The organism is candidate division Zixibacteria bacterium HGW-Zixibacteria-1, assembly GCA_002838945.1.
In the GTDB taxonomy this organism is placed as follows: domain Bacteria; phylum Zixibacteria; class MSB-5A5; order GN15; family PGXB01; genus PGXB01.
In genome coordinates this window covers 24,372-48,000 of sequence record PGXB01000006.1, presented here as the reverse complement: position 1 = coordinate 48,000, position 23,629 = coordinate 24,372, and the positions used below count along the sequence as shown (strand labels likewise).

General features: G+C 46.2%; 19 protein-coding genes. All 19 read right to left on the bottom strand.

What is annotated here, in order from left to right; all coding sequences use genetic code 11:
• Positions 1 to 63 precede the first annotated feature (63 nt).
• The 19 genes from CVT49_04050 to CVT49_03960 all read right to left on the bottom strand — a co-directional run bounded on the left by CVT49_04050 (position 64) and on the right by CVT49_03960 (position 23,515).
• Entirely contained in the window at positions 64 to 1,758 is a 1,695-nt protein-coding gene (locus tag CVT49_04050; protein PKK84309.1) for a hypothetical protein, read from the bottom strand.
• Between the two features lie 11 nt (positions 1,759 to 1,769).
• Positions 1,770 to 2,804, bottom strand: coding sequence for a hypothetical protein (locus tag CVT49_04045; GenBank protein PKK84308.1), 1,035 nt, complete (start codon positions 2,802 to 2,804; stop codon positions 1,770 to 1,772).
• Positions 2,791 to 3,387, bottom strand: a complete 597-nt coding sequence (locus tag CVT49_04040) for a hypothetical protein (GenBank protein ID PKK84307.1) — start codon at positions 3,385 to 3,387, stop codon at positions 2,791 to 2,793. The genes CVT49_04045 and CVT49_04040 overlap by 14 nt, the downstream gene beginning before the upstream one ends.
• 62 nt (positions 3,388 to 3,449) lie before the next feature.
• Positions 3,450 to 4,580, bottom strand: a complete 1,131-nt coding sequence (locus tag CVT49_04035) for a hypothetical protein (GenBank protein PKK84306.1) — start codon at positions 4,578 to 4,580, stop codon at positions 3,450 to 3,452.
• Between the two features lie 87 nt (positions 4,581 to 4,667).
• Positions 4,668 to 5,744 (bottom strand): hypothetical protein, encoded by a 1,077-nt coding sequence (locus CVT49_04030; protein ID PKK84305.1) that lies wholly within the window; start codon positions 5,742 to 5,744, stop codon positions 4,668 to 4,670.
• 11 nt (positions 5,745 to 5,755) lie between these two features.
• Positions 5,756 to 6,127 (bottom strand): hypothetical protein, encoded by a 372-nt coding sequence (locus tag CVT49_04025; GenBank protein PKK84304.1) that lies wholly within the window; start codon positions 6,125 to 6,127, stop codon positions 5,756 to 5,758.
• On the bottom strand, positions 6,120 to 7,301 hold the full coding sequence (locus tag CVT49_04020) for a hypothetical protein (GenBank protein PKK84303.1): 1,182 nt from the start codon (positions 7,299 to 7,301) through the stop codon (positions 6,120 to 6,122). The genes CVT49_04025 and CVT49_04020 overlap by 8 nt, the downstream gene beginning before the upstream one ends.
• A 525-nt stretch (positions 7,302 to 7,826) precedes the next feature.
• Positions 7,827 to 11,006, bottom strand: coding sequence for a hypothetical protein (locus CVT49_04015; protein PKK84302.1), 3,180 nt, complete (start codon positions 11,004 to 11,006; stop codon positions 7,827 to 7,829).
• A 314-nt stretch (positions 11,007 to 11,320) separates the two neighbouring features.
• On the bottom strand, positions 11,321 to 12,664 hold the full coding sequence (locus CVT49_04010; GenBank protein ID PKK84301.1) for a hypothetical protein: 1,344 nt from the start codon (positions 12,662 to 12,664) through the stop codon (positions 11,321 to 11,323).
• The gene (locus CVT49_04005; GenBank protein ID PKK84300.1) at positions 12,664 to 14,040 is read right to left on the bottom strand and encodes a hypothetical protein; all 1,377 of its coding nucleotides are present in this window, start codon (positions 14,038 to 14,040) and stop codon (positions 12,664 to 12,666) included. The genes CVT49_04010 and CVT49_04005 overlap by 1 nt, the downstream gene beginning before the upstream one ends.
• Before the next feature lie 20 nt (positions 14,041 to 14,060).
• Positions 14,061 to 15,590, bottom strand: coding sequence for a hypothetical protein (locus CVT49_04000; protein PKK84299.1), 1,530 nt, complete (start codon positions 15,588 to 15,590; stop codon positions 14,061 to 14,063).
• Positions 15,591 to 15,654: 64 nt separating this feature from the next.
• Positions 15,655 to 16,890: a hypothetical protein gene (locus tag CVT49_03995; GenBank protein ID PKK84298.1), complete on the bottom strand. Its 1,236-nt coding sequence runs from the start codon at positions 16,888 to 16,890 to the stop codon at positions 15,655 to 15,657.
• A 208-nt stretch (positions 16,891 to 17,098) separates the two neighbouring features.
• On the bottom strand, positions 17,099 to 18,166 hold the full coding sequence (locus CVT49_03990; protein ID PKK84297.1) for a hypothetical protein: 1,068 nt from the start codon (positions 18,164 to 18,166) through the stop codon (positions 17,099 to 17,101).
• Between the two features lie 71 nt (positions 18,167 to 18,237).
• Positions 18,238 to 19,302, bottom strand: coding sequence for a hypothetical protein (locus CVT49_03985; GenBank protein ID PKK84296.1), 1,065 nt, complete (start codon positions 19,300 to 19,302; stop codon positions 18,238 to 18,240).
• Between the two features lie 153 nt (positions 19,303 to 19,455).
• Positions 19,456 to 19,992, bottom strand: a complete 537-nt coding sequence (locus tag CVT49_03980; GenBank protein PKK84295.1) for a dTDP-4-dehydrorhamnose 3,5-epimerase — start codon at positions 19,990 to 19,992, stop codon at positions 19,456 to 19,458.
• The gene (gene rfbD / locus CVT49_03975) at positions 19,928 to 20,857 is read right to left on the bottom strand and encodes a dTDP-4-dehydrorhamnose reductase (GenBank protein PKK84294.1); all 930 of its coding nucleotides are present in this window, start codon (positions 20,855 to 20,857) and stop codon (positions 19,928 to 19,930) included. Before rfbD ends, CVT49_03980 begins: the two co-directional genes overlap by 65 nt.
• Positions 20,805 to 21,698: a glucose-1-phosphate thymidylyltransferase gene (rfbA, locus tag CVT49_03970; GenBank protein ID PKK84293.1), complete on the bottom strand. Its 894-nt coding sequence runs from the start codon at positions 21,696 to 21,698 to the stop codon at positions 20,805 to 20,807. The genes rfbD and rfbA overlap by 53 nt, the downstream gene beginning before the upstream one ends.
• Entirely contained in the window at positions 21,698 to 22,732 is a 1,035-nt protein-coding gene (gene rfbB / locus CVT49_03965) for a dTDP-glucose 4,6-dehydratase (GenBank protein ID PKK84356.1), read from the bottom strand. The genes rfbA and rfbB overlap by 1 nt, the downstream gene beginning before the upstream one ends.
• Before the next feature lie 96 nt (positions 22,733 to 22,828).
• On the bottom strand, positions 22,829 to 23,515 hold the full coding sequence (locus CVT49_03960) for a hypothetical protein (protein PKK84292.1): 687 nt from the start codon (positions 23,513 to 23,515) through the stop codon (positions 22,829 to 22,831).
• Positions 23,516 to 23,629: the final 114 nt, after the last annotated feature.

Here is a 23,629-nt window from a genome sequence, read left to right as displayed (position 1 = left end):
CTAAAATTATCGGCAAAAACGCAATATTTTCTATCTCTTTGTCATTTAACCATGTAGAATTTTTTAAATCAGCCTGATCCCAAGAATATCAAGCCTTTGAAGCTTGGAAATCGGGGAAAATCCGATCTTCTCCAGGGTCTTTTGCGATTTCAGGTCATGTGAAAAACAGGGCGCAAGAACCTTTTTATTCCGTGAAGCCATTTGTTCAATAACAAAAGCGCTCAAATATGCAAAGAACCCCCTTCCGCGGAATATTGGCGATGTAAAAAAGTCGGACAATATCACCTCGTCAGCGGCCAAATCTATTTTACATTCACATTCCGGGATGACTTCCCTTCCGAATACCGCCCACCCCATGCAAGCGATTGTATCACTATGCCTTACAATATAACACTCACCGCCGTTGGAGAACCTGTCCATTATCGCCCTATATTTGTCGGAATCCATGGCAAATCCCAAAAAGGAGCCAATTGTTTCTATATTTTCCGGCCCCAGATGCTCAATTCGAGTATCGTCCCTGGCCTCGAATGTCCGGACAGCTTTCTCCAATCCGAATATTCGAACCGATCTATAGTCTATTATCGATTTAAATAATTTCTTCAGGCCGAGTTCAATAATACCACCCAATCCGCCGCGGTGATAATGAGCCGAGAATGCCGCCTTAAGAGTCTTTGTCCGATGATTTTCAATCAATTTTCTTATTATCCGATTTTTTTTGATACCATCATAAAACCCGGCAGCTGAATAAGGCCGCCGGCTGGAATAAATTTTTATCTGATAATTATTTGAACTGCTGTTGACAAATCTTTCCTTGTGGCCGCCTTCGCCTCTTGAAAAGTCGATTACATCATGCCCCTCTCGCACGGTCTGTTCAGTCAATAAATGCAGTAGTATAACACCGGCCGATTTTTTTTCATAGTAAGACTCAGTCGCGATATTATAAAGATTCAAGCGCTTCTTATAGTCAAAGGCATACAGATAAGCCAATGGGGTATTCCCATGATTGAGAACTATCAGTCGGAGTATGACCTTTGGGGCAAGAGCCTTAACCAGGGCATCATGAAACTGACGGTTTTCCCGGCTTTCGAACTTCCCCCCGACGAGGCGGTCCTTCCATCTTACGGAATGACTGTGATAGAATTGCGGCAGCATCTCAGCGATTTGATTGGCATCCCGATAATGTTCCAGACCGAGACCATCCATTTTCTCGAAAAAATTTATGAATCTCTTTAAGGATGTTCCCCGTTTCAATGAAAAATCCTTCCGCTTCTCCTCGCCTCCATCATATTTAAACGCATAGCAGGTTTCAATGACCTTCATTCTGAAGAGCATGTTCTCCTGCCGGGCATAAGATTCAAGCGCTGTGCGTGATATTGATTCTTCCGGTATCTGGGAAAATTCGATGCTGTCCCAATCAAGAATATGTTGTTTCAGGAAAGATAAAACACTTGAGATGATAATATTCTTATTTGTGCCTATGAAATCGCAGTAATCGGCATTGGGCGTGCCGATGAATTGAATTATTTTCTTACCGCCATAATTGGTCCGCATTAATGGCGCCAGGCCGATGAAGGAATCGCTGTCTTTGACAGCGAGAATAAAAAGGTCGTGCGAACCACCATAGACCTGCCACCATGTATGGAGCCATTCATATGTAATAAATATCGAATCAAAGTCACTCCGCTCCAGAAGCTCACTCCAGACCGGCATTAGTTTCTCGAATCCCTCGAGAGAATCAATTTTTATAACATCTGCCATGGATCACCAACCTACCTTCCCTGCAAAAAGTAAAAAAAGCCGGAAAGCCTCGCCCGAAATTCCCATTTTCCGGTATCGGCCCCGATATTAATACGTTTTATCCGGAATTTGTCGTCCGAAGGATCATAAAGCCCGTCAATGGTTGTCAGGGCCGCTTTGAAATCATATTTTTTGAGCAGCGCCACTGTTTCATTATTAAAATCATCGGCCCGCCCGTTGGGATACGCAAAAACCGGAACAGACTCTATTCCCCATTCGGCCAGCTTATCCATTCCTGATCTGATTTCTTTTTCCTGCTCATCGGGAGTCATGGTCGAAAGGATTGGGTGGGAATTAGTATGAGCGCCAATAAAATATTGATCGGTTTGAGCGAGTTCTTTGATCAGGTCCCGGTTCATTAATCTAAAAGCGGCATAATCCTCACCTTCGAGAAGGTCGAATTTATTAAAAATATTATTCAGTACATCCGTACGCCTGGAATGAGGAACTGCCTTAAGTTGATTTTGCAGATTCTTGACGGTATCGGCGCGCCTATCCAAGTCGGAGCCGATTTCAATTTTTCCCAGGCCAAAATTGGTAAAATCCAGATCACCCGGTCGGCAGCTCATAAGCACGGCATATAATTTATCGGTCCACATAAGATCGTTTTTCTCGGACAACAAAGGCAGGACAAAACATATCGCGCGCATTTCATAACTTTTTAAGATTGGGAGAACAACAGTGTGATTATTCAGCAGGCCGTCATCAAAAGTAATGACAACTTTATTCGGGGCACTATTACCTTCTTTATAAAGAAACTCAGGCGAAACAACATTGTATTTTCTTTTCACATAATCCATCTGTTGCAGAAATTTGTCCCGGCCCAGGAGGGTCCAGTAAAATGAAGGCAGTTTGTCATCCGAAACGCCGTGGTACATTAAAATTCTGATTTTATCCGAATTCCACCGCCTGAAAAGCCGGTTTAGACCAAGACAGTCCGCAAGAATCAGGACAAAATTAATAATCAGCCGCTTCATAATTGGTACAGGCCGACTATTGTTTCCCATTTCTCGGTCGTTCCTTCACCGCTTTGGCCGGATTGCCGACGGCAATAACATAATCGGGAATTTCCTTGACCACAACGCTGCCGGCGCCGATTATAGAATAATCTCCTATATGTGCCATTATCACGCTGTTATCGCCAATAAAAGCATGTTGTCCGACTTTAATAACAGCAAAGCGGTCTTCGCCGGAAAAAACTTCCTGACTTGTTTCTTCAAAATTATGATGATGTCGGCCGGAGAGAATATTGGTGTTATTACCGATTGCTGCATAATCCCGGATATCCACCAGACCGATCGTCGCATGCCCGGCGATGATCACTTTTCTGCCGATTCGAGATTCCATCTTGGACAGATAGCCCCCAAAAAGAACAACCAGATCATGGTGGGCCTCTTTGAGCGTTTGATTATAGAAGGCACAACGCACCAATATTCCCAGATGAACCGGGAGCAGACTGAATGTTTCGGCGCAGCAATAATATATTGCCTGAGATCCGAATATCTTGTACCAAAGCAGAGACAGAAGGCCAAACGGCAGAACAAGGATATATATTATACCATAGATTGTCCATTTAACCAATTTTCGCATAACATCTACTCCCTTTGTTAAATATTGGCAGTGACATAAATGTCATTTTATCATAATAAAACTTATTCGCTGAGAATTTTGATATAAAAATCTTCAGTCTTTTTGACCATGGCAGGCACACTGAACTTTGCCTGGGCGTTTTGGCGGGCAGTTTCCCCCATTCGGTTCGATTCCTCATGGTTTTTTAAGAGCCGGTCTATTTTTTCCGACATCATTTTTTCATCCCCTCGGGGAATTATAAAACCGGTTAGCCCGTCTTCTATGACCTCATGATTACCGCCGGTGTCGAACGCCACCGTGGGAATACCGGCAAAAGCGTATTCAATCAGGACATTCGACAAACCCTCCGAATCGGAGGTCAGCACCCCGATCGTGCTCAATTTCAGGATGTCATGGACACCTTCTCTGGCATAATAAAAATGCACGCGTTCTCCAATTCCAAGCGATTCGGCCTGTGATTTTAAATCGTTCAGGAGAGGCCCTTCGCCGACAATCAGGAAATGGGCCGCTTTATTCTCCATTTTGGCCGCACAATTGATCAAACGGTCGATTCTCTTTACCGGCCTTAAATTGGCCACTATAACAACCACCGGAGCATTTTCCGGGATTCCAAAATCCGCCTTAACCTTGGGCTTGCCCTCGCCGCGCCGTTTCAGTTCGACCCCGTTATGGATGACCTCGATTTTCTCAGCCGGGAATTTCTCGGTTTCAACTACAAGCTTCTTGATGGCATGGGCATTGACCAGACAATAATGCGACAATTTGGCCATTATCTGCGTCAGTTTGAGCTTGCCGGACGTGTACCACCAGCCCATCTCCCTGCGGCAGAAAATTATCTTTTTCATTCGCGCAAGCCGGCCGGCCAGCGTTCCTACGAGTCTGCTTTCGAGAAAATACAATTGCAGAATTTTTACCTTCTTCTTTCGCAGAAAACGTGCAATATTCAGAACCGCTTTAATCATACTGAGCGACAACAGGCTGGATACATTCAGATAAATAACTTCGCAGTCAATATCGATGCCGTTGTCCCCCCATTTGGGCTTGAGATTGAATACATACGGCGTAAAACGGGCTCTGTCGAGATGATCAATCAGTATGGCCAGCTGGTTCTCGGTGCCGCCGCCACGATAGAAATTATCTATGACATAAGCAACCGGAATCTTCTCATTATCATTTACAATTGGTCCGCCCATGGGAATACTCCATTTTTGATACAGTCTCAATTTTTTATATTTATATTATCGGCAAATAATTTTATTACGACATTGCCATGGTCCAAATCATAGATTCGTTAAATCTATATAAATTTTCTCAAGCAATTCGGCTTGTTTTTGATAACTGTATTTCTTCCTGACGATATCATAACCCCGTTCGCCGTAAGTGTCCATTTCGGCGGGATTATTCAATGCCCGCAGAAGTCCGTCACCGAGAGCGGCGGCATCTTCGGGTGGGACCAGAAGGCCGTCTCGGCCGGATTTGATCATCTCGGGCACACCTCCCACAGCCGTCGATATTACACCCAATTTCTGCGACCACGCTTCCAGAATGACATTGGGCATGCCTTCCGAGCGCGAGGGCAAAATCATAAAATCAGCCTTTCTTAAAACAGGCTTAATGTCATCGACAAATCCGCAAAATTCGATTCTGTCCATAATGTCAAGCTGCTCGGCCCTGCTTTTGAGCATTTCTTCGTCCGGACCATGGCCATAGATGGAGATGACAAACGGCGGAGCAGTTTTCTTGATCAGCGATACTGCCTCCAGCAATACATCATAACCTTTTTCCCGACTCAACCGTCCGGCTGCAACGATGTTCAATTTTTCACCAGGCTTCCGCGCGTAATTTCTATCCCTGGTTATATTATCCTCACACTCAATCGCATTGAATACCACCCTGATCCGCCCGGGATCGATCCCGCGGCTCACAAGAAGACAATTTGTCGGTTCCGACACCGTCAGAACAACCGGAATTTTTTTCAGATAGAACCAGTTAATCCGATTATATATTTTATCCTTAAAATCTTCTGCCGTCCATCCCCGAAAATGTGCCGCCTGCCTCGCGGATGTCTTTTTTACGGAATAATATGTAAAAAAATTTGACTTATAGTCATGCGAGACTATCAGGTCAATCCTGTTTGTCTCAATGATCTTCCTGATCTTTTTAATTATACGAAAATCACCGGCAAAACTGTCGGGGATCGCCAAGGTCCTGATGCCGGCCGCTTCGCATTCGTCAAGAAACCGATTGGTTCGCCCCTTTCTGATAAATGAGCCGCAAATCATCTCGAATTTCTTCAGGTGCCGGCATTGCCCGACAATGGCCCGCTCCGGACCACCGAAGAATTCCGAGCTCCTCAAATGCAGTATCCTCACTTACCCCCCGCCACTCTGACAACAAACTTCTCCAGTTTACCGGCCAGACAATCCCAGCCATACTTTTCTTCAACCAGGCTTCTTCCCGCTTCGCCCAGTGAAACCGCCAGTCGTGAATCATCCAGAAGTCTTAGGACCCGGGCCGCAAAGCGCTCCGGAGTGTCGGCAATAAGCAGATGCGTGCCGTCCTTCAAATCCAATCCCTCGGCGCCTATCGTGGTGCTGACCACCGCCTTCCTCATGGCCAGAGCGTCAAGAATTTTAAGGCGGGTGCCGCCGCCGATGCGAAGCGGAACGATATACACGTCGCCTTCTTCCATATATGGACGAACATCCTCGACAGAGCCGGTTACGGTATTATCATTCATCTATTTTTCTTTCCGTCCGTTTCCAATCCATCTTGCCCGACTTAATGATTGCCTTAACCTGTACCATAACAAACCAGCAGGCATATACCGGAACCTGCAGAAGCGATTTTAAAACCCGCCCTTTTTCTTTCATAAAGAAAATACCCGCCAGCAGATACGCCACCAATAACCCTACCAGAGTGCCAGCCCATAACATTAAAGTGCCCCGTGCGCTGCCGGTAAACAGGCTCAGCACCAACATAATGAACGCTATATAAATCAGCAATGGCCTGCTTAGAAGTAAAAAGGAGAAGCTCAATTCGATTAAATCCGGACGTGATTTTGTCAGCCCCATTTTTATAAGCGGCAGCATCTTGTTCTTTATTAATTCGAAAGTGCCCGATGCCCAGCGAAGTCTCTGACTGTGCGATTGCTGATAAGATGACGTTGCTGCCGCCATCACCATACTGTTGACATTGAAATCGATCTTAACGCCGTCAACAAGAAGGTTAACCGCATAATCGACATCCTCGGTTATAGAATGGGAGTCCCAGGGGTGAGCTTTCAGTACCGATGATTTAATGGCCATGCCGGTGCCGCGCAGAAGTATTGGCAATCCCAATTGGGCGCGGCCTTTATAGAAGAATTTATTTTCCACAATATTAGCCATCTTTTGAAGGTATGACACGCCGGTTTTCAGTTCCTCCAGAAAACCATAGTAAAGCTGAACGGCGCCGGTGCCGGCGGTAAGAGATTCGGCCATCGCCTGGAGCATATTACTTTCTACTCTCGTATCGGCATCGACAATTGCAACAGCATCATAATTGTCCAGGTTATACAATTTGATGGCCCACTCCAGCGCATATCCCTTTCCCCTGTTAACATCATCATACCTTTCCAGCACCTTTACTCCGAAATCTCTCGCTATCGCTGCAGTATTATCACTGCAATTGTCCGCAATAACAGCTATTTCCACTTTACCCTTGTAATTAAGGTCTCGCAGGCTTTGCAGCGTACGCCCGATAACGGGCTGTTCGTTATATGCCGGAATAAGTATAAGAAAACGATAATTACCTGAAAATTCAGGATATTTCTTATGGGTAACCAACCCGGCAAAGGCAAGAAAGTATAAGTATAAAACCCCCACCGTCAGCACTATCAACACGATTACAATTATCACACTTAAAACAATCATCAGCCCATTTCCCTATTTACCCGAGATTACCTGCAAAAAGGTCCCCAAAAACATAATTTATCCTTATGAACATCAGAATAATACCGAAGTCTCTTCGAATCGTTAAGAATTCGCTCCTTTATCTGAGTGTTCAGTTCTACGGACACAAGAATCACAGCGCCTCAGAGTTACCAACCTTCCAGAAGCCGTTTTCGGGTAGAACCTCACTGTCTGCTCTCATGGAAACCTTGTCTTTCAGTAATTTTTCCCTATCAACTTATACGAACTGGGACAGGTTTCAAGCCGGCCAATCGCTTCAGAAGGTCAAAACTTCGTATCCGTTTACCGCTGTTCGGAGGAAACGGGAACTCTTCATCCAATACCAGAATTTTCATAGAGAAATAGTCTTTCGCGCACCATTGAAACAGCCTTGCCAGATTAAGAAAATAAGAATTGCGGATTTAATGTGCAACATTAAACAAATGGGCAAATTAGCCTGCCGTTTCTGTCAAAATATCGGATTAATGTTTAGGCTGAGGAAGAGCGCTATGGTTTCACAACCAGCTTGCCTTTAATATCCGTCCCCTCAATGTACCAGAGATATACGCCGGAAGCCACTTTGGCGCCCGATTCATTGCTGCCGTCCCATGTAATATCGCCGGAAATATCCGACCATGTCTTTACCGTCGCACCCGAAACTGTCATGATTATCAGATTTGAGTTTAAGGGAATTTCCTTAAAAGTGGCAAAATCGGCTTGCGATATTTCGAACGGGTTGGGAAATACATGGGTCATCGGCAAAACCGTAAAACTGGAAACCACACTGATATAGTCCGAACCCGACCTGGCCCGCCAGTAATATGTCGATCCTGACGGCAGATCATCATCCACCAGGTACGTCGTATAATCACCGGGATTCTGGATCTCAATGGAAGCAATAATAATATTATTTATATCAGGGTCGGATGCAAGTTCAAAATAATAGACATTATTCGGAGATTCATCGATATTTTGAATCACCAGGCTCGGCCTCTGGCTGTTGACAACCGATTTATCGCCTGGAGCCACAATCTGGATGGTATCCTCGGCACCGAGAGAAATATCGACCTGTGCCACTTCGGAAACAATATTCGACAATGGCGAGGGATTGTTGGCGTCATCATAAGCCACGATCCCGATATAATAACTTTCCCCGGGCTGAAGGCTGTTCATCAGGACCGATATAGTATATCCGGCCGGCCGCGGTGTCGGGGAAATATTGTATAAAGAAGCTTCGTTCCAGTTGGCCTCGGTGATTGCATTCAGTGAATATCTGATTTCATACGAAGAGGCCGCGCCGATCGAACCATCATCGCCAACGGCGCTCCAGGTAATTAGAATCTGACCCATATTAAAGCCGGGCACCGCATCAAGATCGGTAATGGCGGAAGGCGGCTCGAGGTCGGAGGTTTCCCCGGAAATAGCGATATTGGATAGCGACGACCAATTGCCGGCGTCATCACCGGCCCTAATCCCGAAATAATATGTTGTCTCGGGATTAAGGCCTGTGATGACCATACTTTCATTATAGCCCGGCGACCCCGGGGCCGGTTCCCCCGCCACTTGTGTGGCGGAGTACCAGCCTGATTCGGAAAAATATTCCGTTGCATATCTGATATCATATTGGGATGCCGTCCCGACATACCCGTCATCACCGGGAGCGCTCCAGCTCAAAACGACTTCATCGGAGCGATCTCCGGGAGCGGCGCCAAGATCATCAATTCGCTCCGGGGGAACATTGTCCTCGGGAGTATCCCCGCCGGCTCCCCAGACGCCGGTTCCGACCGTGCTATTCAAGTCGAGAGTATCCGTCTTGCCCGATGCGTTGGGTCCGACAGTGAAAGTAGTATGAAGATCGGTATCGGCTCCCTTTATTGCCTTAATTCTGAAATCATTGTAAGCGCTTGAATCGCCGCTTCCCGCTCTGTCATACAAATAGCTTACAACACCGGAAACCCGGCCGCCGGAATCGGACAACCCGGTTATCATCAGCCGGCTGTAATCATTCCATACCGAACACGCGGCATTTACGATCGGCAGGCCGTTATTGCCGCGGACATAAATCTCGAGGGTCCGCTGTAGCGTAATATCGGCATTCGAAAGCCCGCCCCTGAACAGGATCATTTTGTACAAAGTGTCGGGAACGTAATAAGCATCTCGCAGGTAATTCCCCGTCAGCGGATTGCTTATATCTCCGGGCCAGAATTTGACGCTGTATTGCGTTGTCGGTCCGGCCGCGGTGTCAATCGCTATCAGCGTATCCCTGTAACAAATATAGCCTCGCCCGCCCGGATCATAACCCCCGAAGCGATAGAAGGCATCGTTGGATTCCATGCGGTTGTTCCTGATGGTATACTGATGTATGTCGTCATTCGCCATGAACTCAAACCCGGTGGCGAGAATGTCGGCCTGCTGAACATAAGAGTTGTCATCCAGAACAATGGAACGAATATGATTATTTTCTATAATTATATCACTGTCGGGGCGGTTGACATGCGGCAGCAGGTAAAAGCCTGAGGCGCCGGGGCCATATGCTTTGAAATTGGTGGTATCGGTATGAGAATAAACATGAATATCATTATTATAAATTCTAATATGACGGTTGGCGTTATAAAAATCGCCCGTGAATGGATCATGCTCGTCCGCACGACGCATTTTAAATCCTTTTGCCCTGATCGTGTTGCCGTAATAAACATCCCATCCGCGGTGAGCATTGATATAATTATTAAAAAATTCAATCGGCTTTGCGGTTGTCCCCATACAGCCCTCGACTTCGAAGCCGCCGTCGGCGCCGTAATAGGTCTCCCCGGCCAATAAAACATTATCATAGAATTTGCTTCCCGCATTGACCAATCTTGCCAGAATGCAGTAGGCATTGGCCTGGCTGTAACAGAAACTGCTGGCCGGGAAGCTATACATAAAGTTCCGGGAGTCCACGGTAACGGTACATCGGTAAACCTCAACCACACCATAGGTCACAATACCCTGGCAGGGCGCATTTTCGACCTTCAGATCATGAACCTTAAAATTGTACTCGCTGCCGGTTACGGCGCTTTTTCCGGCCAGGTGAATGACCGCGCCATCATAAGTACAACGGCTGGTATAACCGCGAACATTGCTGATATACCTGCCGCCTTTGATTTCAATATTTTTGTTGGTGCCCCGCCAACTGGTGGCGGTACCGTTGGTGGCATTAATAACCCGGCCCTCGGGCGGAACCGATGTCAGACATTTGGCATTGTTACCATATATGATGGTGCTGACTCCATCAACCAGAACACCGTTACAGCCGGCCAGCTCGATACAGTAATTCCTTTCGGAATTATTATTACCGCCGTGAATGACCCATCCGCCTCTGATGACCACATTTTGATACGCGCCGGTGGAACGGGCGACACGGATACCCATATGGTTGGAACCGCCGTCGGCGCCAAAGACCAGGGTGTCGGTACCAAGATTAATCAGGACATTTGTGGCCCCGTCCCTCACATAAAGGCCGTCCGTCATGCTGGTGGCCTTTGTTCCGGAAAAAGTGATGGTATCGCCGGTATTGACAAGATAGGGTAAACTGGCCGATGTCAAAGTTACCTGGCCGCCGAAAGAAGGCGGCGCCGATATAAATAAGAATACTAAAATTATTGGCAGAGAATAAATTATAACGCGGCTGCCCCTGTTCACCATCTTCATTTTATACCTCCAAAATCATTTTCATTTATATATGTAATTTCCATTCCTATTCTTTTCAAGCGCCAGTTATTACATGGACTTAACACAATAATTACTCCTTAAATCAAAGGTGTCAACATTTAAGTTTTCGGCATTTTGCCTGACCATTCTTAATAAGTCTTTCACATTATACGCCGGGCCGCAATAAATCGTCTATCTATTTGACGCTTCATCTGTTAATGTCTTGATTTGCGGAGACTTAAGAGGCAATTTGCCTTTTTCTCTGGTCAATCCCGGGGCAATATGCTCAATTTCCGAACAATTGCCGAGGCAAATCACAAGGGAGGATCTATTTTGCAGACGGAAAATTGGAACTTCCCTCGACTGGTTAATGGTATCTGATCGACAAATTTTACTTCATATTTCATTCTGGGGCCGAAAAATCTGGGTACCGATTCGGCCAGCATTTTCAGGCTGTTCTCGTTGAAATCATTTGATTTCACAATGTTGAAGAAAAGATGATCGATTTTATCCTGCACAATCTGGGTTTGTTTAAAACCGGGGATATGGATAGTAAATGTATCCAGAATAGAAACTCCGGAGATTTTCTTTCCTTCAGGTGTGTACAGCAGATCCGTCGTCCGGCCGACAACCCGCCCGATCCGGGGCAGGCCCCTGCCACAACGACACTTCCCTGTCTTCGTAGTGGCCAGATCACCGATTTCATAACGAATAAACGGCATTCCAAGATTGCTCAGATCGGTAATTATCAATCGCCCCGGGCTGTGTTCGTCGCCATCGGCGATTTCCACGTATAATCCCTCGGCGGCGACATGGAGCCCGTCATGCGCCTCACATTCCGAGGCAATCAGCGACACCTCCTCACAGCCATACCGGTCAAATACGATTTTTCCAAAAACATCCTCGACTACCGCCCGCTCGTGAGGAAACAATGTCTCGGCCGTTGATATTATGCCCTTAAATCTTATATCATCGATGCTCCGGTCCTTCATAAACCGGGCCAGGACAAAGAGAGAATGGCCGTGACCGAAGAGCACTTCCGGTTTGAAATGCCGGACCCGCTCGATAAAATCAAGCATCATGTCATCATTCATGTTCAACGTATCAAGAAAAATAACCCGGACATAAAGCGACAAGTATAGCTTCTGCTTCAGACTGTATTTCTTGTCGGTATCACCCCACAGAGCGGCCTGCCTGGTTCCCGGATAGTAATTCGCCCAGCTATTATGGCGGTGGACCAGGGCATGTTTAAAAATAGTTGTTTCTTTGTCCCAGTAAAGCTTCAAAGGAACGCCGGTTGATCCCCCGGTTCGCTTGTAGTTCATGTTCTCGGCCGCGTACCCCCGCGATATAAGCCTGTCCCCGTTTTCCCGAATATCATCCTTGGATAGAATCGGAAATTTCATAAAATCATCGAAATTCCTTATATCGCCGGGCGTTAGGTTAATCTGATCGAAGCGTCTTCGATAGAATTCGTTGTTTTCATAGACAAAATGGAGCAATTTTGAAATATCTTTCCATTGCTTTTCGCGGATTTGCTCTTCGGATAGGTATTGTGATTTCATCAGATTCGGGACATAGGGCGAGGTATCAAGACCATGGCGACGGTTATAGAAAGGTATAAACAGTTTTCTGGATAATATGCCCAGCAAGTCCATTATGACAAACCCTTCAAAGAGAGACGGTCCTTGAAAATATTGACCAGGGCAACCACCAGCCCGGCCATCATATACCATGTATATCGATAGAGATTATGCCCGAATACACCTGACACGAAAAGGGCAATCAAGGAAACGATGAAACCCTTGCAAAAAATCGACACCCACAACTCCTCGACTCTGTCGTGAACGGCGCGGCTTAATATGCGAAGATTTCTTACCAGGAAATATATGAATAAGAACCAGACAATGAAGCCGATTATTCCGGTTTCCGCCATAAGCTGTATATAGAGACTATGCGCCTGCATAAAGCTGTTGTACCCGTAATTGCCCGACCCCGCGGCCGCAACAAAGGCCCCGGCGCCGACCCCGAGAATGGGACGATCCGCAATCATTTTAACGCCGGCTTCCCATATCTCAATTCGACCCGAGGAAGTTTCATTAATGTCTTCCACATTGCTCAGAGTCATATACCTCTCCCGATATTGATCGGGCAGAACCGACCAGATTCCCAAAACCAGCAATACCGCGGCTACCGCCAACACTACTTTATGCCGGGAATACATGAATCCGCCGCCAAGGACACCCATAAAGGCAAGCATGCCGCTCCTGGAAGCGGTAATGGTTATCAAATAGGCCATGCCAAGGGCCAGAAACCAGAGCGCCATTTTGATGAGGAGGTGCCTAAAATAATAGGCGGAAGCCACCACCAGCGGAATTGTTGCCCCGAGTGTCGCTGCCAGTGTATTGGGGTCGCCTCCGGCTGAGGTGCTGCCGTACATACGATCCACACCCATGCGGGTGATAAACCCGCCTGACATGTAGGACTTGAAGGAATCGAAAGCAATATAGGCAATTAACAGGAGAAAGACCGACATGAACGCCACAAATTTTTGCTTGCTGTCGATTATGGAAACAACCAGGTAATAAAATATCAGCAGTTTTACGAAATTGATGCACGTCTCTATGGTTATACTTTTTTCATACGAGCTGAAAATAGTGATACACATGACTACCAGAAAGGCCACTATTGACAGAGTGATCCGGTCGCGCGGGAAGGAAACGGTTCCTTCCACAAGTTTCTGACGGATGATTACTGTCACGAGAACAAATATGCCGGAAACCAGTTCCACTCGCAGGGCGGCCAGGATGGGAAACATTTCCCCAGGTCTCAACAAAAAAACAATCAAATATGCCAGCAAACCCCAGATGGGATATTTCAACATAATGACAACATTCAATATCAATATCACGGCGGCAACAATGATCAGGGCATTTACAAAAAGACTCGCGATTCCGGCCGCAATACATACTGTCAACAGGAACAGCCAGAGAATTTGCCCGGTGCTGATAAACTGTTTATCAATTCGTTCCATATGACAAATATTCTCCGCCGTTATTTCATTATACGGATGTATCTGATTATCGACGAAAATTTACCGGCCACCCTTTCACGATCATCCTTCTCCAGAATGATGGTGAACAACCCGATCAGCATCAAAATCGATACCGCAGTGCAGTCGAAAATCAGTTTCAGCCAGGTATCGGGCGGGATCAGTTTACTCATAATATACGATGATGGCAGAATCAGGACTATTGCTTTTAAAGAGGACACGGTAGCTATTGAATAAAAATTCCTGACAGGCGTCTTCATCGCCCGGTAAAAAATGACCGGATAAATAAAAATATAGATTATCAACTGCGGGATGGCCGTTCCATAGGCGACACCCACAATTCCGTGAGATTGAACCAGTATAACCGACAATATTATATTCGCCAGGGCTTCGGCTCCGAGAATATAAAACGTGAGGCGATGTTTTGAGATGCCCATCAAAACCGAGTTGGCGATGATTTGAGGAAAGGTGAATGATGCCCCGATTATAAGAATATATAAAATTTCAATGGCGTCGACAAATTCCTTTTTCACCCATAGTAAGATGAACGGCCCGCCGAAGAAAAGCATGACGATACAGAGAAATCCGGACAGGTAATAAAGATAACGCGTCGATTTCGAATAAACGTCCATAATCTTCTTGAAATCATTCAAGGCCTCAAAATGGCTGATGGCTGGTATCAGTGGCGTGGCAATAGTCATTATTGAATTGCGCAACTGGGTGATTATCATAGCCGGGACCGAGAAGACCGCGACATCGGCAGTCGACAGGAAACCGCCGATAACGAGGTTATCGGTCTGAAAAATCAGCGTCCAGGCAATCACCATAAGGAATGAATATATTCCATAGCTCATCATTTCCCGTGTCTTGTCCTTACTGACATATTGCTTGGAAAATTGAACCTCAGGAAACATCTGCTTTCGGATATTAAAGCGCCAGGCGGCCGAGACAAAATTCAAGGCCAGAATCAAAACCGCCATCTCGATCAGTCCGAGACCGAACTCAAGCAGGACGATGATCCCCAGTGTCTCAAGAATCTTGGTGCTTATGAGGAAATAATTGACAATGTCAAAACGATGGAACGGCCCAAGCGAGCAAAATGGTATCGTCGCAAAATACAGGGCCAGATTGGCCCCGAGAACAAGAACAATAATTTGAGTCGTGGTAAAATATTCCGCCGGAATCTTAAAGAGCTGCAGAATAAACAGGTCGATTATCAGGGCCGCGACGATGGTCAAAGTCGAGATAAATAAATACATCCGGGCCGAAGAACTTATGACCTGATTCAGTTGCGTCCAATCCCGGGCGGCATAATATTTCGAAACATACCTGACCAGCGACTGCTGAATCCCCATATCGGCCAGTCTCATATATGCCACCAGGGAGAAGACCAGGGTCCAAAGACCATACTGGTCCTTTCCAAGGCGCGAAATCAAATACGGGGTGAAAAAAAAAGAAATAATTATGCCGATGGCCATCCCCGCCGTCGAGGTAAAAATATTCTTAAAAAACTGGCCGATGACCGAGATCATTAATACTCCCCGGGGAAATTATCGTTTTCCTAATCCGTGATTTTTGGATTTGCCATACATCCGCTTAACCCGAAAATCTTTCTTTTATAATACGATGCAGCTTTGCCGAAGCTTTTCCTTTGCGATAGCTTTTGGGCATCAGACCGCGCCATTCCAATCCCCGGTATATCTTATCACTAAGGGCCGGTTCGGTTCGCCCGGAATGCCAGAGATGATTGAAATATCTGTGACTTTCATCGGCTGCAAGGCTGACGGCGGAAATTTTCTTCTTCTCGGACATTCGCAGCAGCCTGACGATCATATCCTTGAAGTCGGCATAAAAAATCCTGCTGACATCTTCATCGGAACCGCCCAGTTCGCCGAGACCGGTACCGACAATACCGCCTCCATTAATAATGAAATCCGGCAGCAGGGGAATTCCCTTGTCGATAAGTTTGGCTGAGCCCCCCGGTGTACAGGGAACATTTGCGGCCGGCACGACGGCCCTGGCCTTTAACGCTTCTGCAATTTTTTCCGTCAACGAATGGACCCGGGCGCAGGGCACATGTATATCCATCCCCAATTCGAACAGCTCCGCGTGGGTAATCGACTCCCAGTCCCCTTTCTGCAATACCCACTCATCATCCTTTTCTTTGCGGAATTGCGTAATCTGTTCGATATCAAGCCCGTTCGGATTGACCACGCCGCCGATACGGGTCGTGGCCCCGATCACCTTTCCTCCCCATCGCGCGATTTCGCGGGCAAGGTATAGCCCGACATTGCCAAGGCCCTCAATTGTGATTTTGCAACGGTCGGGTGGAATCGAATAAAATTCGGCGGCCCCAATCACCCCGGCAAAAGTGGAAAGGGCCGTATAATAAGCCGAATCACCCCCGCCGCCGGCGGGGATTCCGGCTCCCTCCAGAATACAGTTAAGATCTTCCATCCGGCTGTTCATGTCGGTCCATGGCAGATAGATATTGGCGCGCAAAAGCGGCGAAATATGAGCGCCGAATATCCTCAGCCGCCGCTTTCTTTCTTCAGGCGGCAGATCGAAGGGCATTTGCAATCCCGCTTTGGCGCCCCCGGTGTCCTTTTCAAAAAAAGAATATTTATAGGTCATGGCCCGGGCGAGTTGGTAAACCTCTTCCCGATTAACATCGGGATATAGCCGAACCCCGCCGCAGGCGCCGCCGGCGCCAAGCGAATGAATTACGATCCAGCCATGCACTCCGGCTTCTTCTTCATTCACTTCGACCGTGAATAACGGCGCATCGGGTATCCTTTTAATATCAACAACGGATATATTATTCTCTGTCATTTATTTCTCCTTACCACGGAATAATGCCATTATGCAATCCAATATAGTTTTTTTATTCCCTGCTCATATAGTATAACTTACCCAAAGCAAACCTTCAAAATCAATAAAAAGATTTCAAAAGTTCGCCGGAGATTATATCGGTATATTCGGGGAATCTATCGGTCACCCGATGAATATTCCTTAAAGCAAGAAGGCCTGACAAATTCGCTTACTGCCCCTTTAAGAGTCTTTTTATGAGTATTTTGCCAAGATATCCATGAATTTCACATATGTCTTCGCCGTGAGCGCCGAATCTCGGAATCATAAAGAGTTCCTTGCCGTTAAGCGGATAACGGCAGGTGCCATGGCGGGATGAAAAACCGGCGATATAATTTGATTCCATCAAAACATCCAGGACGTCATCATTATAGGATCCGGCAGGATAACAGATGGTCCTTGCGGTTTTTCCCAGTTTTCCCTGAATTGTTTTTTGTGATTCAGCCAATTCGGTCTTAATACTTTCACGATCGAGCCGGCTTAATTCACGATGAGATGCCGTATGAGACTCGATCCGAACTCCTTTTTTTTCCATTCGAGCCATTTCCGTCCAAGTCATGCATTGTATACCGAGAGTATAATCATATCCCGTTATTTCCACCAGCCTGTCGACAATGGCGGTTCTTTCAGCCACCGATTTGTCCCTGAGATATAACATGAAACTCCGGCAGGTCGATACTTTGTCTTTTTCCGAAGATATTGTTGATCTCTCTATGAGCGATCTGAAATCCGAAGGCAGTCCCTCACTGTTATTCCATAAATGGTCCCAGCCCTCCTGATCCAGATTATGGAATATGTTCGATATCCGCAGATGCCAAAATCTTTTATCCGATTCGATAAAATCGGTGGGAGCAAAATTGACACTCTCACAACCATATTTTTCCATTATAGGTTGAGCAAATAAGGCAAAATCGGAATCGGCATCATCAAAAGTAAGCAGAGCGGAATGATTCGCCGGTTTCTTTTTGCCCTGGATAATTGCAATAAAATCATCAAGTCCGATGATATCATAATATTTTTTAAATGCCCTAATCTGTTTCTCAAAGGATTTATGATCCATTCCCCGATCATATCCCATTAAATATTTTTGTGATTTTTCCTTACTGGTAACCCGGTGAAAAGTAAAAACGACCAGCATTTTGCGGCGCATGAAAATGCCCGAAATAGAATAGAACAATTTCCAGATTCCCAGGTTTAATGCCAGATATTCTGCAACCCTTAAAAGCCGATTCCTTAACATATTTCTTTGGAAAATCCTTCTATTGATCGATGAAGCCCATTTTGAAGACTGGTTTTTTATTCGGGTGACGCTCAGGCGTCGTTGTCCCCTTCCAGAAAATGCCAGCTATTCTCATCCGATACGAGTGGATTGAGAGAATAACTCTCATCGAAATTAACCACTATACTCCGGTTGTCGGAGCGTAGTGAAAAACCGAATTTCGAGAAAACATCAATGACTTTTTTATTGCCGAAATAGACAAATGTTACGACTTCCGTACCATGCTTTCTCTGATACTTGAGAAATGAAGCCAATAGGGATTCGAGAATATCTCCGGTATTTTCGGAGAAAAGATCGGCAATTATCAAATTCCCATTTTCGAATCGATATGTAATGAACCCGGCGATTTCCCCGGAATCCTTATTTGTCAGAGCAAACGTTGTAAATTTCTTAAAAGGGCAAGAAGCAAACCGCCAGTGGAGAAAATCCCTGGTGCGTTCCCCCACAAGCGGGTAATTCTTCAGAGCCCGCTCCCAGAGTCGATCAAACCGTTCATCAAAATCGGACAGGACTTCAAAATTGTATTTTTTACCTGATTTATAAAAGTAGTCCCGGGATATTAATTCCAGTATTTTGTCAACGGGAAAAGCAAGGACTTTTGCAGGAAAATCTACTTTGAGAAATCTCCTTAGATATTGAGCGGTCTTTAAGACTTTCACCATCCGGACTATCCGGCCTATTACCTGGGCTCCATGCCGCGTGGCCACCTTTTCCGAGACAATATTGGGGGTGGCATATATAAAGGCCATTCTTGATTCATACATATATTTAATCGTCATCGCCGTAACCCGGCCAGCCGGCCCAAATCCGCGATGCGCCCTGGCAACACCAAAATCCCCGGCAACTCCCACGTTTACCGGTTTCCCTTCGACAAAAAGCCGCTTTGGGAATAACACGGTGGTTCCGACAAATTTATCGTTTCTCTCAACACATCGCGCCACCCAGAAATGAGCCAACCCATACAAGCTGTTCTCGTAGAGCCACTTGTATTTAGACTCCGGCCATTTGGGGAAATTCTCTTTCCAAAATCCGATAAAGTCGTCCTTATCTTTGGAAACATCCCCTTTATATATTTTATAATTCATCTTAATATCCACAATTACGCCTCAATATCCCCGCTTATTTGACAATAACCTCGGATAAACATCAAAATATATTTTGGGCTCAAATAAAATTATCGGATAAATATCTAAAATTCCCACTATTTGGGTATTATTTTTAATTTTGCTCTAATCTAATAAAAAAAACTGTCATATTCCCAATACAAAAGATGCTCCGGGCAGGTCCTCATAACGAATTTCATCCGGCTCTTCCTTCTTCCCTGTTCCCCGATAAAGTCCGTCAGGGGCATTGAAAACCAGCCCCTCCTTGTCACCGATATTTTTATAAGCATGAACCACTCCCGGTGGAATGGTAAATGAAATCATATTCTCCGCATCGGTATCAAACACCCATCTGTTGCCGAAAGTGCGCGATTCGGGGCGATTGTCCCAAAGATAGACGCGAAAATTCGACGATCCGAAAAAACAAAAATAATCGGTCTGCCTTCGGTGCTCATGAGGCCCCCGGGCGGTTCCGGGTAAAGTCATTGATATATAATTCATGGCGGGGACATAGCCCTCCGGGTACTCGTCCGAACGCAACAGTTCCATGAGCCACCCGCGGGAATCGACATGTTTCTCGAGATGCCTGATGATTACCCCGTCAATATTGCATTCCGCCTTAATGATTGTTCCTCCATTCCTCAAGATACCGATCGATTCCTGCCCTGTAATCCGGCATAACATTTATATCGTATCTTTTTAACCTGCCGTTTTCAAGGGCCGTATTACCGGGGCGAGGCGCCAGCCAGTCGAATTCATCTTTTCGAAAAAGTGCCAAATCAACATCCAATCCCAGTTTCTTTAAAACGTAATCGGCCGTTTCCTTTCGTGTCGCCTGGCCCTCTGCTGTGCAGTGAAAGAGCCCCGACAGCCGCCCCCGCAGAACCGCTTCGGTCTGACGGGCGACGTCCCAGGTCCATGTCGGTGTGCTGATCTGATCTGCCACGATTTTTATTTCTTCACCTCTCAACCCAGCTTTCTTATCAGCCACCTGCCGCAAACTGTCCTGAATCAGACGATAAATAAAGCTTTTTTCACTGCTGCCATAGAGCCATGCCACCCTCAAAACGGCGGCTGAGTCCGCATTATTCAGGACCCTCAATTCACCTTCGAGTTTTGTCCGGCCGTAAAAATTTATCGGGTTCGCCCTGTCACTTTCTATATATGGCGCCCCCTTCAATCCGTCAAAAACATAATCGGTTGAGTAATAAACAAGAAAAGCGCCGCATTCGCGGCAGGCTCGAACGATATTATTGGTCCCGTCGGCATTGACACTCATGGCGATGTCTTTGTAAATTTCACACTTATCGACATCCGCCACAGCCGCGGCATGAAGAACATATTGCGGCCCCAAATTATCGAAAAATCTCATGACCTGATCAGCATTGGTAATATCCATTTCGCGGTGACCGACAGAGCAGACCTTATATGATGTCGAGAAAAAACGGGTCAGATCTACGCCCAGAAGACCGGTGCCTCCCACGATGAGCATACGATCAGGCATTATCATACTCCTCAAGAATACCGGCCAGATAATCCCGGTATTCATTGAAAGGCATCGCCTCAATTAGTCGCCGGAATTGCAAATTGTCTATAAAACCCCGGGAAAAGGCGATTTCCTCAATACAGCCGAGTTTTATGCCCTGCCTTTTTTCCATGGTGGAAATAAAATTGGCCGCCGTCAGCATGCTTTCGGTGGTCCCGGTATCAAGCCAGGAAACGCCCCGCCCCAGCCTGATTACTCCAAGCCTGCCCCGGTTTAAATATTCATTGTTGATATCGGTGATTTCCAGTTCTCCCCTTGCGGAAGGTTTTAAACCGGCGGCAATTCCGACCACGTCGGCATCGTAAATATAAAACCCGGTGACCGCATAATTGGAGCCGGGATGGGCGGGCTTTTCTTCAATTGCACCCGGCTCGCCGTTATCATTAAAACTTATCACTCCGTAGCGGCGCGGATCCTTCATATAATAACCGAAAATCAGGGCCCCTTTATCGAAACCCTGCACCTCATCGCGAAAGTCCGCCACACCATAAAAAATATTGTCTCCCAGGATCAGGGCCACCGGATCATCGCCGATAAATTCCCCGGCAATGATAAATGCCTGCGCAATACCCTCAGGACGCTCCTGCACGGCGTATTTAATCGACAGCCCCAGATTCATGCCATCCCCGAACAGGTCCCGGAAATGGTGGATATCGGTCGGTGTCGATATAATCAGAATCTCCCGGATATCGAACTGCATCAGCGTGCCCAGGGGATAATAAATCAACGGTTTATCATAAACCGGAAGCAGCTGCTTGCAGGCAACCTGAGTCATGGGAAAAAGACGCGTACCGTTTCCTCCCGCAAGAATGATTCCCTTTTTTACTTTTCCCGACCCGGTCATTATTTCCGCCTCCCGGTATAGTTTCTTTCATAATAGCTCATGTATTCGCCGGTCATACATTCTTCCAGCCACTGCTGATTTTCAAGATACCAGCGGACAGTCCGTTCCAGGGCCTGATCAAAAGTGTGACCGGCCCGCCAGCCGAGTTCCGACTTGATTCCGGCTCCATCCAGCGCATACCTCCGGTCATGCCCGGGACGGTCGCCGACAAAGACTATCAAATCTTCCCGGTGGCCGTCACTCATAATATGATCCATTATTCGACAAACCCGCCTGACGACCTCAATATTCGAAAGTTCGGCACTGCCTGGAATATTATAGGTCGCACCCGGTTTTCCTCGATGAAATATCATATCAAGCGCCCGGCAATGGTCTTCGACAAAGAGCCAGCTCCGAATATTCCGGCCATCACCGTAAATCGGAATCGGCTCATTCTTAAGGGCATTACGAATGACCAGCGGAATCAATTTCTCAGGGAACTGGTATGGTCCGAAATTGTTGGTGCAGTTTGAAATTACGGTGTCCAGGCCATAAGTATGATAATAGGCCCGAACCAGGTGATCGGCCGAAGCTTTTGAAGCGGCATAAGGAGAACTTGGGTTATAGGCCGCAGCTTCCGAAAAATAGCCCTCATCCCTGGAACCGTAAACCTCATCCGTCGAAACATGATGAAAACGAAAACCAGGGCCTTTCATCCGGGCCAGTTCCAGCAGATTAAAGGTCCCTTTGATATTGGTATCTATAAATACCTCGGGACCAAGAATAGAGCGATCCACATGCGACTCGGCGGCAAGATGTATTACTGCATTAATATCATATTTATCAAAACAACTTTTAAGGCTATTAAAATCCCTGATATCAATTTTTTCGAAAATATAGTTTTCTTCCTTTTCTCTGTTTTCCAGATTGGTCAGGTTACCGGCATAGGTCAGGCAGTCAATATTTACGAATAAATAATTTCGATATAAAGGCAGCAAATATTTCAGAAGGTTGGACCCGATAAATCCGGCCCCACCGGTTACAACCAGTCTTATGTTATGTCTATCTGTTTGATTCATGACGACTTAATGAAACAATTCTCAATGGAAACAATAACAGGTTGGACCGGACAAGTCAATATCAATGTGTCTTCAAACCCATTCCAGCCCAGCCGGCGGCCGTCTGAAAAATATATGAAATTTCCCGGTCTTCTTCGGCCAGGTCTTATAATAACAAACGCTCATTCCGGCGAGAGCAATGTAATATGTCTCACCGGTAATCTTAAACCCCATCCTGAGATGGGTCTTTAGCGAGGCAGTATTAAGAATCTCCACCACACCATATTTTTTTACCCTGCTTTGCGCTGCATAATGTTCGACCTGTATTTTGAAGCAGGAAGCAAAGAAACCTTTCATTCTTTCTTCCGGGGTACTATAGACTCCGTAGAGAAACAAACCATCATCGCCGGTATCAATAATCGAACCGGCATATCGATTATACAGCCGGCCCGTGGCCGCCCAGCTTATACTGACCGGCCGCCCGTCTTTCAGGGCTATAACACAGGTATCGCCTCGCTTCAGCCGGTGACGCGCCTTGTCTCGGTCTATTTCGACGCTGTTCAGGTTATCGGCGTCATCGAGAGTCGCAAAACGAATTTCATAATCTTTGTAATCGCGTGTTATTAGTTTCAGTTCATCGCCTTCGATCAGATAAGAATGATAATAACGAAACAGCCATTCGGGTAAATGAGAGCCGATCGAATATAATAGATATTCTATCCCGCCCGATTTGAATCCGCTCTTCAGATTATTGAGTCTATTTTTTATTTTGCCAAGCATTTGCCGGATTAATTCCTTTTATAAAAATAATATAAAAAAAAATGACGACTAATCCAAAATATGATTTGCCGTCATTTTATTTCGCCAATCTTCAAGATTTCAAATGACTTATCT